Here is a 16,543-nt window from a genome sequence, read left to right on the forward strand (position 1 = left end):
GTTAAAACACTTTAGCGGACGTTAAGCGGCGATATTCTACTCGTAGCAGGCTTTTATCGCAAGAAAAGCGCTTACGCCGGGTATTCCACCACCAGACGACGCGGCGCCACGCGGCCTTCATCGTCAATTTCGCCCATGCCGAGAAACTTGCCGGATTCGCTTTCCATCACCCGCACCAGCCCGTTAAGCGGCGCGCCTGACTGACGTACCGGGTTGCCGTTTTTAAAGTAGACCGCGGAGGTCTCCGGGATCGTCACCAGCGGATAGTCCGACGCCGGGCTGTCCATGGGCATCAGCAGCGGATCGAGCAGCTGCGCGGCAGGAATATCCTGCGCCGCCGCCTGATCGACCAGCGCCTGCAGCTGCTCGAGGGTCACCATCCGCTCAACCGGGTATTTGCTCACCGCCAGGCGACGCAGGAAAATCACGTGCGCGCCGCAGCCGAGCTTCTCACCTAAATCATCGATAATCGTCCGGATGTAGGTGCCTTTCGAGCAGTGGATCTCCAGCTCCAGTTCATCGCCTTCATGGCGAATAAACAGCAGCTCATAAACGGTAATCGGCCGAGCTTCACGCGGGACCTCAATCCCCTGACGGGCATATTCGTACAGCTTCTTGCCCTGATATTTCAGCGCCGAATACATCGACGGCACCTGCTGCGTCTCGCCGCGGAAGCTGTCCAGCGCCGCCGCCAGCTGTTCGTCGCTAAAGGTCAGCGGGCGCTCTTCCACCACCTGGCCATCGGCATCGGAGGTATCGGTGCGCTGGCCAAGTTTAGCTATCACGCGGTAGCGCTTATCGGAGTCCAGCAGGTATTGGGAAAACTTGGTCGCTTCGCCAAGGCAGATCGGCAGCATACCGGTCGCCAGCGGATCCAGCGCGCCGGTGTGTCCGGCGCGGTTGGCGTTATATATACGCTTTACTTTCTGCAGCACATCGTTGCTGGAGGCGCCCTGAGGCTTATCCAGCAGCAATACGCCGTGCACGTCGCGGCCGCGACGACGAGGACGACTCATCAGTCCTCCTTGCTGTCGTCCGGGTTCACACGACGCTCATCGTCGTGTTTCACCACGCTGGTGACCAGGTTGGACATACGCATCCCTTCCACCAGTGAGTTGTCGTAGAAGAAGGTCAGCTCCGGCACGATGCGCAGGCGCATCGCTTTCCCCAGCAGAGAGCGGATAAAGCCAGAGGCTTCCTGCAGCGCTTTGATGCCCGCTTTCACCGCGGCTTCATCTTTGTCGTTGAGGAAGGTGACATACACCTTGGCATAGGCCAGGTCACGGGACATTTCCACCCCGGAAACGGTGGTCATCATGCCCAGACGCGGATCTTTGATTTCACGCTGCAGGATGATAGCAATCTCTTTTTGCATCTCCTGGGCCACGCGCTGCGGGCGACCAAATTCTTTCGCCATAATAAATTCTCCAGAATAAAGACAAAAAAGGGGCCTAAAGCCCCTTTTTAAAATGATTGCCGGGTGGCGCTTCGCTTCCCCGGCGGCTTAGCCATCCGATGATTAATCGATGCTACGCTGGATTTCGATGATTTCGAACACTTCGATCATATCGCCAACGCGAACGTCGTTGTAGTTCTTCACACCGATACCACATTCCATGCCGTTACGGACTTCGTTAACGTCATCTTTGAAGCGGCGCAGGGATTCCAGCTCGCCTTCATAGATAACCACGTTGTCACGCAGCACGCGGATTGGGTTGTGACGTTTGATCGTCCCTTCGGTAACCATACAGCCCGCGATGGCGCCGAATTTCGGCGATTTAAAGACATCACGCACTTCAGCCAGACCGATGATCTGCTGTTTCAGTTCCGGAGACAGCATGCCGCTCATCGCCGCTTTCACTTCGTCGATCAGGTTATAGATGACGGAGTAGTAACGCAGATCCAGGCTTTCCGCTTCGATAACTTTACGCGCAGAGGCATCGGCACGAACGTTGAAGCCAACCAGAATCGCGTTGGATGCTGCAGCCAGGGTGGCGTCGGTTTCGGTGATACCACCTACGCCGGAACCGATGATCTTCACTTTCACTTCGTCGGTAGACAGTTTCAGTAAGGAATCGGAAATCGCTTCGACAGAACCCTGTACGTCCGCTTTCAGCACGATGTTCACTTCGTGAACTTCGCCTTCGGTCATGTTAGCGAACATGTTTTCCAGTTTAGATTTCTGCTGACGCGCCAGCTTAACTTCACGGAATTTGCCCTGACGATACAGCGCCACTTCACGCGCTTTTTTCTCGTCACGAACCACGGTCACTTCATCACCGGCAGCCGGCACACCGGACAGGCCGAGGATTTCCACCGGAATGGACGGACCCGCTTCCAGCACTTCGCGACCCAGTTCGTCACGCATCGCACGCACACGACCGTATTCGAAGCCGCACAGAACGATATCGCCCTTGTGCAGCGTACCTTCGCGAACCAGAACGGTAGCGACCGGACCACGACCTTTATCAAGGAAGGATTCGATCACCGCGCCGCTCGCCATCCCGTTACGGACCGCTTTCAGCTCGAGTACTTCAGCCTGCAGCAGGATCGCGTCCAGCAGGTCGTCGATACCGGTACCGGCTTTCGCGGAGACGTGGACGAACTGGCTCTCGCCGCCCCACTCTTCCGGCAGGATGCCGTACTGGGACAGTTCGTTCTTCACACGGTCCGGATCGGCTTCAGGCTTATCGATCTTGTTCACCGCAACCACCACCGGCACCTGCGCCGCTTTGGCGTGCTGGATAGCTTCGATAGTCTGCGGCATCACGCCGTCGTCTGCCGCCACCACCAGAACCACGATATCCGTCGCCTGCGCACCACGAGCACGCATGGAGGTAAACGCGGCGTGGCCCGGGGTATCCAGGAAGGTGATCATGCCGTTGTCGGTTTCTACATGGTAAGCACCGATGTGCTGGGTAATACCACCCGCTTCGCCGGAGGCAACCTTAGTGGAACGAATGTAGTCCAGCAGCGAGGTTTTACCGTGGTCAACGTGACCCATGATGGTCACAACCGGTGCGCGCGGTTCAGCCGCCGCGCCGGTGTCACGGTCGCTCATTACCGCTTCTTCCAGCTCGTTTTCACGACGCAGGATAACTTTGTGGCCCATCTCTTCGGCAACCAGCTGTGCGGTTTCCTGGTCGATGACCTGGTTGATGGTCGCCATGGCGCCCAGCTTCATCATCGCTTTGATGACCTGCGAACCTTTCACCGCCATCTTGTTAGCCAGTTCGCCAACGGTGATGGTTTCGCCGATCACGACGTCACGGTTAACGGCCTGCGCCGGCTTCTGGAAGCCCTGCTGCAGAGCGGAACCTTTACGGTGCTTACCGCCTTTGCCGCCGCGAACGGCCGCACGGGCTTCTTCACGATCGGCTTTAGATTCAGCGTGTTTGTTGCCTTTCTTCGCCGGACGCGCCGCTTTGCTGCTACGGCTGCGGCTGCGGCCGCCTTCGACTTCACGATCGTTATCATCTTCAGCCTGACGAGCATGCTGTGACGTGGTGACGTGATAGTCGCTGGTGTCTTCCGGGCTGTCTGAAGTTTCAGACCAATTTTTTTCGTTTTCTTCTGCCATACGGCGTGCTTCTTCCGCTACACGGCGCGCTTCTTCTTCAAGTTTGCGGCGTGCTTCTTCTTCCGATTTGCGCTTCAGTTCCGCGGCTTCGTTCTCGCGACGGATCTTTTCAGCCTGGGCGGTTTTGGTCATTTCGTCGGTATGTTGATTGCTCACTTTGTCTTTTTCCGCAGCTTCACGTTTCGCTTTATCAGCGACTTCACGTTTAGCTTGTTCTGCGGCCTCACGTTCAGCTTTTAATTGCGCCTCGCGTTTCGCTGCTTCTTCAGCTTCACGACGGGCCTGCTCTTCCGCTTCACGCTGCGCCTGCTCTTCCGCGGCCAGGCGTTCAGCCTCTTGCGGATCGCGTTTCACAAAGGTGCGTTTCTTGCGGACTTCGATTTGTACCGATTTACTCTTTCCACCGGTACCTGGAATATTCAACGTACTGCGCGTCTTACGCTGTAACGTCAGCTTGTCTGGCGCCGAACCGTGCTCACGGTTCAGGTGCGTCAACAAAGTTTGTTTCTCTTGCGAGGTCACAGAATCATCAGCCGTTTTGCGGATGCCTGCGTCAGCAAATTGCTGTATCAGGCGATCCACAGAGGTCTGAATCTCTGAGGCCAGCGCTTTAATAGTCACATCTGTCATGCTGTTCCTTCCTGCTACAGTTTATTACGCTTCGTCGCCGAACCAACAAATGTTGCGAGCGGCCATGATGAGCTCGCCAGCTTTCTCGTCGGTCATCCCTTCGATATCAGCCAGGTCATCAACGCCCTGCTCGGCGAGATCTTCCAGCGTACAAACACCACGGGCAGCCAGTTTGAATGCCAGGGCACGATCCAGACCTTCGAGATTCAACAGATCATCGGCAGGTTTGTTATCTCCCAGGCTTTCTTCCTGAGCCAGCGCCAGCGTAGTCAGTGCGTTTTTCGCACGCTCACGAAGTGCTTCAACGGTGGCTTCATCCAGACCGTCGATTTCCAGCAGTTCTTTCATCGGCACATAGGCCAGCTCTTCCAGTGAGGAGAAGCCTTCTTCAACCAGCACTGTCGCGAAATCTTCATCAATATCGAGATATTTGGTGAAGGTATCGATAGCGGCATGCGCTTCCGCCTGGTGCTTAGCCTGCAGATCGTCAACGGTCATCACGTTGAGTTCCCAGCCGCTAAGCTGCGAGGCCAGGCGGACGTTCTGACCATTACGGCCAATCGCCTGCGCCAGGTTGCCCGCTTCTACCGCGATATCCATGGTGTGTTTATCTTCATCCACCACGATGGACGCGACGTCTGCCGGCGCCATAGCGTTAATCACGAACTGCGCCGGGTTATCATCCCAGAGGACGATATCGATACGCTCGCCGCCCAGCTCGGTGGATACCGCCTGCACGCGCGCGCCGCGCATACCGACGCAAGCGCCAACCGGGTCGATACGCTTGTCGTTGGTTTTCACCGCGATTTTGGCACGAGAGCCCGGATCGCGAGCTGCCGCTTTGATCTCCAGCACTTCTTCACCGATTTCCGGCACTTCGATGCGGAACAGTTCGATCAGCATCTCAGGTTTGGAACGGGTCACGAACAGCTGGGCGCCACGTGCTTCCGGACGGACGGCGTACAGTACGCCGCGAATGCGGTCGCCCGGACGGAAGTTTTCACGCGGCAGCATATCTTCACGCAGGATCACGGCTTCAGCGTTGTTGCCCAGATCCAGAGTGATGTTGTCGCGGTTCACTTTTTTCACCACGCCGGTGATGATCTCACCTTCGTGCTCGCGGAACTGATCGACCACCATCGCGCGCTCGGCTTCGCGAACTTTCTGCACGATAACCTGTTTAGCGGTCTGGGTGGTGATGCGGTCGAAGGTGACAGATTCAATCTGATCTTCGACGTAGTCGCCGACGTTCATGCTTTCATCTTCGAAACGCGCGGCTTCCAGCGTGATCTCGCGCGTCGGCTGGGTGACTTCTTCTACAACCAGCCAGCGACGGAAAGTGTCGAAATCGCCGCTCTTACGGTCGATTTCAACGCGAACGTCGATCTCTTGTTCGTATTTTTTCTTGGTGGCCGTTGCCAGCGCGCTTTCCAGCGCTTCGAAAATTTTCTCACGCGGCAGCGCTTTTTCGTTGGAAACGGCTTCAACAACAGCCAAAATTTCTTTGTTCATCGGGGCCTTTCACCTCAATCCAGACTGTTAAAAGTGGGGAACCAGGTTCGCCTTCTGGATGTTACTCAGCGCGAACACTTCATCTTTGCCTTCGACGGTTACCGTGATCATTTCACCGTCTACCGCTTTGATAATGCCCTGCCATTTGCGACGGTTCTGAACCGCCATGCGCAGCACCAGCGCAACTTCTTCGCCAGTGAAACGTTGATAGTGTTCGGCGGTGAACATCGGACGGTCGAGACCAGGCGAAGAGACTTCCAGGTTGTAAGCGACAGTGATCGGGTCTTCGACATCCATGACGGCGCTTACCTGGTGGCTCACATCAGCACAATCATCAACGTTGATGCCATCTTCACTATCAATATAGATGCGCAGTGTGGATGTGCGACCGCGAATAAATTCGATGCCGACCAGCTCAAAGCCAAGCGCTTCAACCGGCGCAGTGAGCATCTCTGTCAATTTTTGCTCTAATGTGGACAAACCCACCCCCAAGACATAAAAAAAGGGCGTATAGCCCAGTTATTCTGAAGTCAGATAACAAAAAACCCCGATAAATCGGGGCTTTAGATAACTGAACCCTGAGATCGCCATGGCGATCTGGAACACCTTCCGCAAGAATTCTTTCAAATTCGGCTACGAAGGACACCTAGTCCTCACAGTATATTTGAAAAAGTACTTAATGGGAAAGTGGTTGCGGGGGCCGGATTTGAACCGACGACCTTCGGGTTATGAGCCCGACGAGCTACCAGGCTGCTCCACCCCGCGCCTGAAACGTGGCATATTTTACTCTTTTTGAGCAAAAGACGCAAATACTGCTGGGATTTGGTACCGAAGACGGGACATAAAATCGGGATGAATTGTAACGACAATTAGTATATTTTGTCAACATGCATTTTATCGCCCCCGATTGCCGTTTGTGCTGGTATTTCAGGCTTTTTTAGCAAAAAGATGATGAAGCCCTTCCTGTCACCAGTAAAAGATGGTTAAATGAATACTCACAATTAATGCATAAAAATGCAGTTAAGGTTGTTGAGTCGAACTCACCACAGTCTATCGAGCAGGGTTTTATTTTATGACGACGATTCTCAAGCATCTCCCGGTTGGTCAACGTATTGGTATCGCTTTCTCTGGTGGACTGGATACCAGCGCCGCGCTGTTATGGATGCGCAAAAAAGGCGCTGTGCCTTATGCATATACCGCTAACCTGGGTCAACCGGACGAAGACGATTACGATGCTATTCCGCGCCGCGCGAAAGAGTACGGCGCCGAAGGCGCCCGTCTGATCGACTGCCGCAAACAGCTGGTCGCAGAAGGGATCGCCGCGATTCAGTGTGGCGCTTTCCATAACACCACCGGCGGGTTGACCTACTTCAACACCACGCCGCTGGGCCGCGCGGTCACCGGCACCATGCTGGTAGCGGCAATGAAAGAAGACGGCGTCAACATCTGGGGCGATGGCAGCACCTATAAAGGCAACGATATCGAACGTTTCTATCGCTACGGCCTGCTGACCAACGCTGAACTGCAGATCTACAAACCGTGGCTGGACAGCGATTTCATCAATGAACTCGGTGGCCGTCACGAAATGTCCGAATTTATGATCGCCTGCGGCTTTGACTACAAGATGTCGGTCGAGAAAGCCTATTCAACCGACTCCAACATGCTCGGCGCTACCCACGAAGCGAAAGATCTGGAGTTTCTGAATTCCAGCGTCAAGATCGTCAACCCGATTATGGGCGTGAAGTTCTGGGACGAAAACGTGAAGATCCCTGCGGAAGAGGTCACCGTACGCTTTGAGCAGGGTCACCCGGTAGCGCTTAATGGCAAAACCTTCGCCGATGACGTCGAGATGATGCTGGAAGCCAACCGCATCGGCGGTCGTCACGGCCTGGGCATGAGCGACCAGATCGAAAACCGGATTATCGAAGCGAAAAGCCGCGGCATTTATGAAGCCCCGGGGATGGCGCTGCTGCATATCGCTTACGAGCGTCTGCTGACCGGTATTCATAACGAAGATACTATTGAGCAATATCACGCTCACGGTCGCCAGCTGGGCCGTCTGCTGTATCAGGGCCGCTGGTTCGATTCCCAGGCGCTGATGCTGCGTGATTCGCTGCAGCGCTGGGTCGCCAGCCAGATCACCGGCGAAGTCACCCTTGAGCTGCGTCGCGGCAACGACTACTCGATCCTCAATACGGTATCAGACAACCTAACCTATAAAGCAGAGCGTCTGACCATGGAAAAAGGTGATTCCATGTTTACCGCTGAAGACCGTATCGGCCAGCTGACCATGCGTAATCTGGATATCACCGATACCCGCGAGAAGCTGTTCGGCTACGCGCAGTCTGGCCTGCTGAGCGCCTCCTCAGCGACGGGTTTACCGCAGGTTGAAAATCTGGAAAACAAAGGCAAATAATCGCCCGACGATGTTTGCTCTCTGCCGGCGGCTCTCCGCCGGCTTTTTTATTTTTTGTTACCAGTCTGCACCAGAAAATTCGAAAAGAGGCATTATTTCCTTATCGCCTGGTCAGCAAAATTGTTGACTATAATATCCTCAATTGATTAATTCGTATCTGGTGATAAACATCATGAATATTAAACCGCCTATCAGGCCGCAGAAGGCCATTGACCGATTGATCGATGTGCTTGAGCCACACGCGACGCCCGTTAACGCGATCGCCAGAAAAAGACTTACGTGGGAATATAAAGGCAAAACCCAGCTCTTTATTTTTAAAAAAGGCGAGTTGTCGATTATTCGTAATTCCGACAGGCTCTTGATGGTGACCGTCTATGAACCCCACCTTTTCGGCGTGGCGGAAATGCTGCAGCCCAGCCGCAGTCATAGCCTGCGTGCAGAGGTCTCATCCGAGCTGCTGCGTATCGACTACGATCTGGCGTCGGCGCTATTTCGTCAGCATAATCTGTGGGAAGAAGTGACAATCCTGCTGGCCTATCATACCTCGTATATGGTGTATCGTGACGATTTGGTCTTGCAACAGCGAACCTATTCGGTGATCCGTAACCATCTGCTGGAAATGATGCTCTTAACTGAAGAGACACGACAGCGCGTATCTATTCTTGAATATATTCAGGACCGGACTCATCTCTCACGCAGCAGTATTCTTAATGTCTTGTCAGCCTTAAAGAAAGGCGGTTATATTGCCTTTGCCCGGGGGGGTTATTTACAAAGCATTGCCTCACTTCCTGAAAAATTCTGACTCGCACCAACCTCTGTCATTTGTGGCTATTCATCTCACAGCTGAAGTTGTTTAAATTTAAACCAATAAACGCTAACGGTAACAAAAAAATAATTTTAAGCTAAATACCTGAGTTACCGGAGGACATCCTGTGCCGGGCACGACCAGCAGACAGCCATACAAGGCGTGCATCGCCGGGCCTGCGCAGGTGCAGGATATGCCGACGGCAATCGGCCAGGCGTGAGCAGCGGTAGCGGGAGTTGATCCCCTCTCCTACCGCCTGCTCGACCATAACGATGAGATCCAAAAACCCGTTAATTTTGCCCGAACACCCGTATCGGGCTTTTTTTTATCTGAAGGAATTCAACAATGAAGTCTATTGCTCCAAAAATGGTAGCCCTGATGATCGCTGTGGGGGCCAGCGGCGCCGCCTGCGCATCCGTTAATCTGCATGGTGAAGCCGGTAGCGAGTTTACCAATCTGTCTGCCAGCTTTGGCGCCGGGGAACCTGGAATGACGTTCAATACCCAGTGGGCGCATAGTGACAATGACGGCGACACCATTGGACTGGGTATGGGTTATAACTTCAACCTCGGGCCTTTCCTGATGACGCTGGGCGGTAAAGGCATCTATCTGAACCCTAAAGATGGGGATGAAGGTTACGCCATCGCCGCGGGTGGCGGAGCAGAGCTTCCTCTCGGCCAGTACTTCACGCTCTTCGGTGAGGGCTATTACTCGCCGGACTCGATGTCCAGCGGCGTCGATGATTATGTGGAGGCCAATGCCGGGGTACGCCTTAACGTGCTGCCGTCGCTGAATATCGAAGCAGGCTATCGATATATCGATATGGCGGGGAAAGACGGCCATCGCGACAACACCCTCGCCGACGGGGCCTACGCCGGGGTTAACTTCCGCTTTTAATCCATGCACAGGGATTGCCATCCGGCAGTCCCTGCTTCATTCTTAACTGGCCTGCGGCACGCTTTTCAGTACGCGGTTAATCTCCTGCAGGCCAGCAACATTATTCTCTTTGCGGTAAACCTCATTCATGGACGCCATCTGCTCCAGGCGGGTCAGAGCGCCATACACCTGATACGCCTCGCTGTGTCTGTCGAACACATCGCGGCGCTCAACATCCTGCAGATAATTGCTTTTCAATGAATGGTTAAGGCGGCCAATCAGTGCCGTATTGTCCTGGAAATAGCGCGTCACCGCCTGGGCATTATTCGCTGCAACGCCAGGCTCACTGTATGATACCGGTACGGTTAGCGCATTAATCGTCTCCACCGTTTTGGATGGCGATGTTGAACTGCATCCCGCTAAACCGAGCGCGCCGGCGACGATAAGCAACTCGATCTTGTTCATTGTGTCACTTCACCTCTGTTGATTAGACGTGGCGACTTTAACGACAGTAAAAGGCGGGAGCCAGTGAAGAGATGTTTATTAATAAATGACCGGCGGGGATAAAAACAAAAAAAGACGCTTTTCAGCGTCTTTTTTCTGGAATATTGGTACCGAGGATGGGACTCGAACCCACAAGCCCGTTAGGGCACTACCACCTCAAGGTAGCGTGTCTACCAATTCCACCACCTCGGTACAGAATACTTAGTGCGGGATATCGCTGGTCGGCTGAGCCGGCGCAGTTGGCTGAGTTTGCTCTGTTTTCGGCGCGCTCAGGTTATCCCACTCACTTCCTTTACTGGTCTTGTTGCTGTTGATGTTACCCAGCGCCAGACTGATGATGAAGAACAGCGCAGCCAGGATGCCGGTCATACGGGTCATGAAGTTACCAGAACCGCTGGACCCAAACAGTGTGCCGGAAGCGCCTGCACCGAAGGAGGCTCCCATATCAGCGCCTTTACCTTGCTGCAGCATAACCAGACCTACGAGGCCAATCGCTACAATAAGGAAAACAACCAAAAGAGCTTCGTACATAATCAACCTGTTCCTTGCGGATTCGCCGCATACCAAGTGCTTCGACCAATAAAGCGGGACGTTTTAACGTTTCCCACTGAAGCGGGTGTGAATACTAACCAAAGCGAATGACCTTCGCAAGGGCAATTTCGACACATTGTATCAACTGCAGAAAAAAACAGCAAAAAGCCGGTATTCGATCATAAAAAAGGCGGCAAGCGCCGCCTTTTTAACCACTTAGCCGACAAGCTTAGACGCTTTTTACCGCTTCGGCGATGCGATGCGCAAACTCGTGCACCTGATCTTCATGCTCGCCTTCCACCATGACGCGGATCAGCGGTTCCGTACCCGATTTACGCAGCAGGACGCGGCCACGCTTACCTAACGCCGCTTCCACTTCTGCGGTCACCGCTTTGACATGCTCATTCTCCAGAGGGTTACCGCTGCCCTCGGTAAAGCGCACATTCACCAGCAGCTGAGGGAACATCTTCATGCCGCTGCACAGGTCATGCAGGCTCATATGGTTGCGTACCATCGCCGCAACCACCTGCAAACTGGCGACGATGCCATCGCCGGTAGTGGTTTTATCCAGCAGGATCACATGGCCGGAGTTTTCCGCACCGATGCGCCAGCCTTTTTCCTGGAGCATCTCCAGCACATAGCGGTCACCCACCTTAGCGCGGGCAAACGGGATGCCCAGCTGCTTGAGCGCCAGCTCCAGGCCCATATTGCTCATCAGCGTACCGACGGCGCCGCCGCGCAGCAGTCCCTGACGCAGCCCTTCCCGGGCGATGATGTAGAGGATCTGGTCACCATCGACTTTATTGCCTTCGTGGTCAACCATGATCACCCGATCGCCATCGCCATCGTAGGCAATGCCCAGATCGGCTTTTTCCGCCAGCACGCGCGCCTGCAGCGCCCGCACGTCGGTGGCCCCGACCTCTTCGTTGATGTTGAGGCCGTCAGGCTCGCAGCCCATCGCGATAACCTGGGCGCCCAGTTCGCGGAAAACATTGGGCGCAATGTGGTAGGTTGCGCCGTGCGCACAGTCCACCACCACTTTCAGCGTGGAGAGGCTCAGTTCGTTAGGAAAGGTGCCTTTACAAAACTCAATGTAGCGGCCTGCGGCATCGACGATGCGGCTGGCTTTACCCAGCTCAGCCGAGTCCACACAGGTGAGTTCTTTCTCCATTTCGGCTTCAATCGCCTCTTCCACATCATCCGGCAGCTTGGTGCCCTCAATGGAGAAGAACTTGATGCCGTTGTCGTAGAAAGGGTTATGTGAAGCGGAGATGACGATCCCCGCCTCGGCGCGAAAGGCGCGCGTCAGGTAGGCGATCGCCGGCGTTGGCATTGGCCCGGTGAACGACGCAGAGAGCCCCGCTGCCGCCAGCCCGGCTTCCAGCGCCGATTCCAGCATATAGCCCGAAATACGGGTATCTTTGCCGATGATAATTTTACGCGAGCCGTGACGCGCTAACACTTTGCCCGCCGCCCAGCCGAGCTTAAGCACAAATTCCGGAGTGATCGGCGCATCGCCGACGCGGCCACGAATACCATCGGTGCCAAAATACTTGCGGTTACTCATAACGTTTTTTTCCCTTAGCGGCGAGAGTGGCTTCCACCACGCGCAGCGCTTCTACCGTTTCTTTGACATCATGGACGCGGATAATCTGCGCGCCCTGCATTGCTGCAATGACGGCACACGCCAGGCTGCCGTTCAGCCGTTCCGACGGCCCGACGTTCAGCAACTGACCTACCATCGACTTACGCGACATACCGACCAGCAGCGGCAGACCAAAGTGATGAAACTCTCCCAGCCTGGCCAGCAGTTGATAATTGTGGGTGAGATTTTTACCGAAACCGAATCCCGGGTCGAGCAGCAATTTTTCTTTTGCGATCCCTGCCTGTTCGCAGCGCACGATGTGTTCATTAAAAAAGCGCTCCACATCGGCGAAGACATCCTCATACTTCGGCGCCTCCTGCATGGTTTTCGGCTGTCCCTGCATATGCATCAGACACACCGGCAGCCCGGTGTCCGCCGCAGCCTGCAGCGCGCCGGGTTCGGTCAGCGAACGAATATCGTTAATGATATGCGCCCCTGCCCGGGCGGATTCGCGGATAACCTCCGCTTTGGAGGTATCCACGGAGATCCACACCTCAAAGCGCTGGGCGATAGCCTCCACCACCGGGATCACCCGCGCAAGCTCCTCTTCCACGCTAACCTCAGCCGCCCCTGGCCGCGTCGATTCACCGCCGATATCAATGATGGTCGCCCCGGCGTTGATCATCAGATTGGCATGCTTCACCGCCTCAATCAGCGAATTATGGGCGCCGCCATCGGAGAAGGAGTCAGGCGTCACATTAAGAATACCCATCACGTGGGGGTGAGAGAGATCGAGGGTTGAGCCCTGGGCTACAAGTTTCATCACAAAATCCCTGAGACTGAAGAGGTTAAAAAAGAAAAACCCCGGAGCGGGCGCCCCGGGGTTTTAAGGTTAAAACAAGACATCAACAGCGGCAGCTTATTTGTCGCCCAGCTGCTCTGACATGGTGTTGCCCGGGTTCGGCGTACGCGGTTCATCGACCGGACGCGGCGCACGAGGCGTGCCATTGTTGTCAGAGTTGTTAGAAGAACCGGGTTCTTCCCAACCCGCAGGCGGACGAACATCGCGACGAGCCATCAGGTCGTCAATCTGCGGCGCATCGATGGTCTCATACTTCATGAGCGCATCTTTCATCGCGTGCAGAATGTCCATGTTGTCGTTCAGCAGCTGGCGAGCACGACCGTAGTTACGCTCAATCAGCGATTTCACTTCCTGGTCGATGATACGCGCGGTTTCATCGGACATATGCTTCGCTTTCGCGACGCTGCGGCCGAGGAACACTTCACCCTCTTCTTCCGCGTACAGCAGCGGACCAAGTTTGTCGGAGAAGCCCCACTGGGTCACCATGTTACGCGCCAGGTTCGTCGCCACTTTAATGTCGTTAGACGCGCCGGTAGAAACATGTTCCGGACCGTAGATAATCTCTTCCGCCAGACGACCGCCGTACAGGGTGGAGATCTGACTTTCCAGTTTCTGACGGCTGGCGCTGATCGCATCGCCTTCCGGCAGGAAGAAGGTCACACCCAGCGCACGACCGCGCGGGATAATCGTCACTTTGTGCACCGGATCGTGCTCCGGCACCAGACGACCGATAATCGCGTGGCCCGCTTCGTGGTAAGCGGTGGACTCTTTCTGCGCTTCCGTCATCACCATGGAGCGGCGTTCCGCACCCATCATGATTTTGTCTTTCGCTTTTTCGAACTCAACCATCGATACGACGCGTTTGTTGCCGCGGGCAGCAAACAGGGCCGCTTCGTTGACCAGGTTGGCCAGGTCCGCACCGGAGAAGCCAGGGGTACCGCGAGCAATGATTGCCGCATCGATATCCGGCGCCAGCGGAACGCGACGCATATGCACTTTCAGGATCTGCTCACGACCGCGAACATCCGGCAGGCCAACCACCACCTGGCGGTCAAAACGGCCCGGACGCAGCAGCGCGGGGTCAAGAACGTCCGGACGGTTAGTCGCCGCGATAACGATAATGCCTTCGTTACCTTCGAAGCCGTCCATCTCAACCAGCATCTGGTTCAGGGTCTGCTCACGTTCATCGTGACCACCGCCAAGACCGGCGCCACGCTGGCGGCCGACGGCGTCGATTTCATCGATGAAGATGATGCAAGGCGCTGCTTTCTTAGCCTGTTCGAACATGTCACGCACACGGGATGCACCAACACCGACGAACATTTCTACGAAGTCAGAACCGGAAATAGTAAAGAACGGCACTTTTGCTTCGCCAGCGATCGCTTTCGCCAGCAGCGTTTTACCGGTACCCGGAGGACCGACCATCAGGACGCCTTTCGGGATCTTACCGCCCAGTTTCTGGAAGCGGCTCGGCTCACGCAGGTATTCCACCAGTTCGCCGACTTCCTCTTTCGCTTCGTCACACCCGGCAACGTCAGCAAAAGTGGTTTTGATCTGATCTTCCGTCAGCATACGGGCTTTGCTTTTGCCGAAGGACATCGCGCCCTTTCCGCCGCCGCCCTGCATTTGCCGCATAAAAAAGATCCAGACGCCGATCAACAGCAGCATTGGGAACCAGGAGATGAAGATGGAAGCCAGCAGGCTTGGCTCTTCTGGTGGTTCACCAACAACTTTGACGTTTTTAGTCAACAGGTTATCGAGCAGCTTCGGATCGTTAACCGGAATGTAAGTCGTGTAACGGTTACTATCTTTCTTGGTAACGTTGATCTCACGTCCGTTGATACGCGCTTCGCGAACCTGGTCCTGATTGACCTCTTGCAGGAAGGTAGAATAATCCACCTTGCGGCCATTCGACTCGCTGGGCCCAAAGCTCTGGAATACTGACATCAGCACAACGGCAATGACCAGCCAGAGTATTAGGTTTTTCGCCATGTCACTCAAGGGATTAACCTCTTATTACAACTGTGTTAAAAACAGCGTCAGGATACGCTATATCCAGTTTCTTTCAAACTTTCATTTGAAATCTGCCGGTTATGGTTTACGCCCGGTCGCTACAATATACACTTCACGCGAACGAGCGCGGGAAGAGTCCGGCTTACGAACTTTGACCTTCGTAAACAGGGAGCGAATTTCTCGAAGATACTCATCGAAGCCTTCGCCCTGGAACACCTTCACTACAAAACTACCACCTGGCGCTAATACATCACGAGACATTTCAAGCGCCAGTTCTACCAGATACATCGCCCGGGGAATATCCACCGCCGGTGTTCCGCACATATTCGGCGCCATATCGGACATGACCACTTGTACTTTACTGTCGCCTACTCGCTCAAGTAACGCTTTCAGGACTAATTCATCACGAAAGTCGCCCTGAAGGAAGTCCACACCAACGATTGGATCCATTGGTAAAAGATCGCAAGCGATGATGCGGCCGCTGTTGCCGATCTGCGTGACCGCATACTGCGACCAGCCCCCGGGAGCAGCGCCGAGGTCAACTATCGTCATCCCCGGCTTAAAAATTTTGTCACTTTGCTGTATTTCATCAAGTTTAAACCAGGCACGGGAACGTAACCCCTTTTTCTGTGCCTGTTGAACATATTTATCGCTAAAGTGTTCCTGAAGCCAGCGGCTTGAGCTGGCAGAACGCTTTTTACCTGTCATTTAACATTCCCGTTCGGGTTCATCGTACTTTACTGCGTAAAAATCGACGCGGTAGTTTGGCGATATATGGGAGATGGCGGTAGAATGACCCGTTTTCAATCCCAACGTAAGCAAAAAAATACGATGAATCTGAGTACTAAACAAAAACAGCACCTGAAAGGTCTGGCACATCCGCTCAAGCCGGTAGTTATGCTTGGCAACAATGGTTTGACCGAAGGGGTACTGGCCGAGATCGAACAAGCGTTAGGGCACCATGAACTCATCAAGGTGAAGATCGCCTCAGAAGATCGCGAAACTAAAGCCTTGATCGTGGAAGCCATCGTGCGCGAAACCGGCGCCTGTAACGTACAGGTCATCGGTAAAACGCTGGTTCTGTACCGCCCAACGCCAGAGCGTAAAATCTCGCTGCCACGCTAAGAATATCCTCAATCCCGACACAACTTTGTGTAAAACGAGGGATTTCTGTGGCCAGGCGAGCAAAATGCCATGCTCGTGACGTTGATAAAAGGCCGCTATGCGGC

15 protein-coding genes and 2 tRNA genes are annotated in these 16,543 nt (G+C 54.6%); 4 read left to right on the plus strand and 13 right to left on the minus strand.

The window, feature by feature from the left end:
- Window positions 1–71: 71 nt before the first annotated feature.
- From truB to ABLV04_RS13680, 6 genes are all read right to left on the minus strand, one after another.
- Window positions 72–1,016, minus strand: a complete 945-nt coding sequence (gene truB, locus ABLV04_RS13655; protein WP_023291116.1) for a tRNA pseudouridine(55) synthase TruB — start codon at window positions 1,014–1,016, stop codon at window positions 72–74.
- Window positions 1,016–1,417, minus strand: coding sequence for a 30S ribosome-binding factor RbfA (gene rbfA / locus ABLV04_RS13660; protein WP_002918248.1), 402 nt, complete (start codon window positions 1,415–1,417; stop codon window positions 1,016–1,018). Before rbfA ends, truB begins: the two co-directional genes overlap by 1 nt.
- 102 nt (window positions 1,418–1,519) lie before the next feature.
- A complete protein-coding gene (gene infB / locus ABLV04_RS13665) occupies window positions 1,520–4,210 on the minus strand; it encodes a translation initiation factor IF-2 (RefSeq protein ID WP_023291117.1) in 2,691 nt (896 codons plus the stop codon).
- A gap of 24 nt (window positions 4,211–4,234) precedes the next feature.
- The gene (nusA, locus tag ABLV04_RS13670) at window positions 4,235–5,722 is read right to left on the minus strand and encodes a transcription termination factor NusA (RefSeq protein ID WP_002918252.1); all 1,488 of its coding nucleotides are present in this window, start codon (window positions 5,720–5,722) and stop codon (window positions 4,235–4,237) included.
- A 27-nt stretch (window positions 5,723–5,749) separates the two neighbouring features.
- A complete protein-coding gene (gene rimP / locus ABLV04_RS13675; protein WP_002918364.1) occupies window positions 5,750–6,202 on the minus strand; it encodes a ribosome maturation factor RimP in 453 nt (150 codons plus the stop codon).
- A gap of 208 nt (window positions 6,203–6,410) precedes the next feature.
- Window positions 6,411–6,487, minus strand: a tRNA-Met gene (locus tag ABLV04_RS13680).
- A 307-nt stretch (window positions 6,488–6,794) separates the two neighbouring features.
- Between ABLV04_RS13680 and argG the strand changes: the two genes are divergently transcribed.
- From argG to ABLV04_RS13695, 3 genes are all read left to right on the plus strand, one after another.
- A complete protein-coding gene (gene argG / locus ABLV04_RS13685) occupies window positions 6,795–8,138 on the plus strand; it encodes an argininosuccinate synthase (protein ID WP_004144895.1) in 1,344 nt (447 codons plus the stop codon).
- Window positions 8,139–8,310: 172 nt separating this feature from the next.
- Window positions 8,311–8,940 (plus strand): winged helix-turn-helix transcriptional regulator, encoded by a 630-nt coding sequence (locus tag ABLV04_RS13690; protein WP_023291118.1) that lies wholly within the window; start codon window positions 8,311–8,313, stop codon window positions 8,938–8,940.
- 348 nt (window positions 8,941–9,288) lie between these two features.
- Entirely contained in the window at window positions 9,289–9,840 is a 552-nt protein-coding gene (locus tag ABLV04_RS13695) for a YfaZ family outer membrane protein (protein ID WP_032454172.1), read from the plus strand.
- 42 nt (window positions 9,841–9,882) lie between these two features.
- Here ABLV04_RS13695 and ABLV04_RS13700 read toward each other — a convergent pair whose 3' ends face one another.
- The 7 genes from ABLV04_RS13700 to rlmE form a co-directional block, all read right to left on the minus strand.
- Window positions 9,883–10,131 carry a hypothetical protein gene (locus ABLV04_RS13700; protein ID WP_072096600.1) on the minus strand — a complete coding sequence of 83 codons (249 nt, stop codon included), beginning with the start codon at window positions 10,129–10,131 and terminating at the stop codon, window positions 9,883–9,885.
- Between the two features lie 297 nt (window positions 10,132–10,428).
- Window positions 10,429–10,515: transfer RNA gene (locus ABLV04_RS13705), tRNA-Leu, on the minus strand.
- Window positions 10,516–10,524: 9 nt separating this feature from the next.
- Window positions 10,525–10,854, minus strand: coding sequence for a preprotein translocase subunit SecG (secG, locus tag ABLV04_RS13710; RefSeq protein WP_002918369.1), 330 nt, complete (start codon window positions 10,852–10,854; stop codon window positions 10,525–10,527).
- Between the two features lie 229 nt (window positions 10,855–11,083).
- Window positions 11,084–12,421 carry a phosphoglucosamine mutase gene (glmM, locus tag ABLV04_RS13715; protein ID WP_348815809.1) on the minus strand — a complete coding sequence of 446 codons (1,338 nt, stop codon included), beginning with the start codon at window positions 12,419–12,421 and terminating at the stop codon, window positions 11,084–11,086.
- Complete coding sequence (gene folP, locus ABLV04_RS13720) at window positions 12,414–13,262, minus strand: dihydropteroate synthase (protein WP_182962423.1); 849 nt, start codon at window positions 13,260–13,262, stop codon at window positions 12,414–12,416. The genes glmM and folP overlap by 8 nt, the downstream gene beginning before the upstream one ends.
- Window positions 13,263–13,358: 96 nt before the next feature.
- Window positions 13,359–15,293, minus strand: a complete 1,935-nt coding sequence (ftsH, locus tag ABLV04_RS13725) for an ATP-dependent zinc metalloprotease FtsH (protein WP_004206183.1) — start codon at window positions 15,291–15,293, stop codon at window positions 13,359–13,361.
- Between the two features lie 99 nt (window positions 15,294–15,392).
- A complete protein-coding gene (rlmE, locus tag ABLV04_RS13730) occupies window positions 15,393–16,022 on the minus strand; it encodes a 23S rRNA (uridine(2552)-2'-O)-methyltransferase RlmE (protein WP_008806638.1) in 630 nt (209 codons plus the stop codon).
- A gap of 123 nt (window positions 16,023–16,145) precedes the next feature.
- Between rlmE and yhbY the strand changes: the two genes are divergently transcribed.
- A complete protein-coding gene (gene yhbY / locus ABLV04_RS13735) occupies window positions 16,146–16,439 on the plus strand; it encodes a ribosome assembly RNA-binding protein YhbY (RefSeq protein WP_002918374.1) in 294 nt (97 codons plus the stop codon).
- Window positions 16,440–16,543: the final 104 nt, after the last annotated feature.

The organism is Klebsiella sp. JN_Kp127 (assembly GCF_040062505.1).
In the GTDB taxonomy this organism is placed as follows: domain Bacteria; phylum Pseudomonadota; class Gammaproteobacteria; order Enterobacterales; family Enterobacteriaceae; genus Klebsiella; species Klebsiella quasipneumoniae.

Excerpts from the sequence above, each read along its gene's own strand:
- ABLV04_RS13690 (WP_023291118.1), top strand. The coding sequence starts at position 8,311 with ATGAATATTAAACCGCCTATCAGGCCGCAGAAGGCCATTGACCGATTG.
- folP (WP_182962423.1), bottom strand. The coding sequence starts at position 13,262 with ATGAAACTTGTAGCCCAGGGCTCAACCCTCGATCTCTCTCACCCCCAC.
- secG (WP_002918369.1), bottom strand. The coding sequence starts at position 10,854 with ATGTACGAAGCTCTTTTGGTTGTTTTCCTTATTGTAGCGATTGGCCTC.
- rlmE (WP_008806638.1), bottom strand. The coding sequence starts at position 16,022 with ATGACAGGTAAAAAGCGTTCTGCCAGCTCAAGCCGCTGGCTTCAGGAA.
- rbfA (WP_002918248.1), bottom strand. The coding sequence starts at position 1,417 with ATGGCGAAAGAATTTGGTCGCCCGCAGCGCGTGGCCCAGGAGATGCAA.
- truB (WP_023291116.1), bottom strand. The coding sequence starts at position 1,016 with ATGAGTCGTCCTCGTCGTCGCGGCCGCGACGTGCACGGCGTATTGCTG.
- glmM (WP_348815809.1), bottom strand. The coding sequence starts at position 12,421 with ATGAGTAACCGCAAGTATTTTGGCACCGATGGTATTCGTGGCCGCGTC.
- yhbY (WP_002918374.1), top strand. The coding sequence starts at position 16,146 with ATGAATCTGAGTACTAAACAAAAACAGCACCTGAAAGGTCTGGCACAT.
- infB (WP_023291117.1), bottom strand. The coding sequence starts at position 4,210 with ATGACAGATGTGACTATTAAAGCGCTGGCCTCAGAGATTCAGACCTCT.
- argG (WP_004144895.1), top strand. The coding sequence starts at position 6,795 with ATGACGACGATTCTCAAGCATCTCCCGGTTGGTCAACGTATTGGTATC.
- ftsH (WP_004206183.1), bottom strand. The coding sequence starts at position 15,293 with ATGGCGAAAAACCTAATACTCTGGCTGGTCATTGCCGTTGTGCTGATG.
- nusA (WP_002918252.1), bottom strand. The coding sequence starts at position 5,722 with ATGAACAAAGAAATTTTGGCTGTTGTTGAAGCCGTTTCCAACGAAAAA.
- ABLV04_RS13695 (WP_032454172.1), top strand. The coding sequence starts at position 9,289 with ATGAAGTCTATTGCTCCAAAAATGGTAGCCCTGATGATCGCTGTGGGG.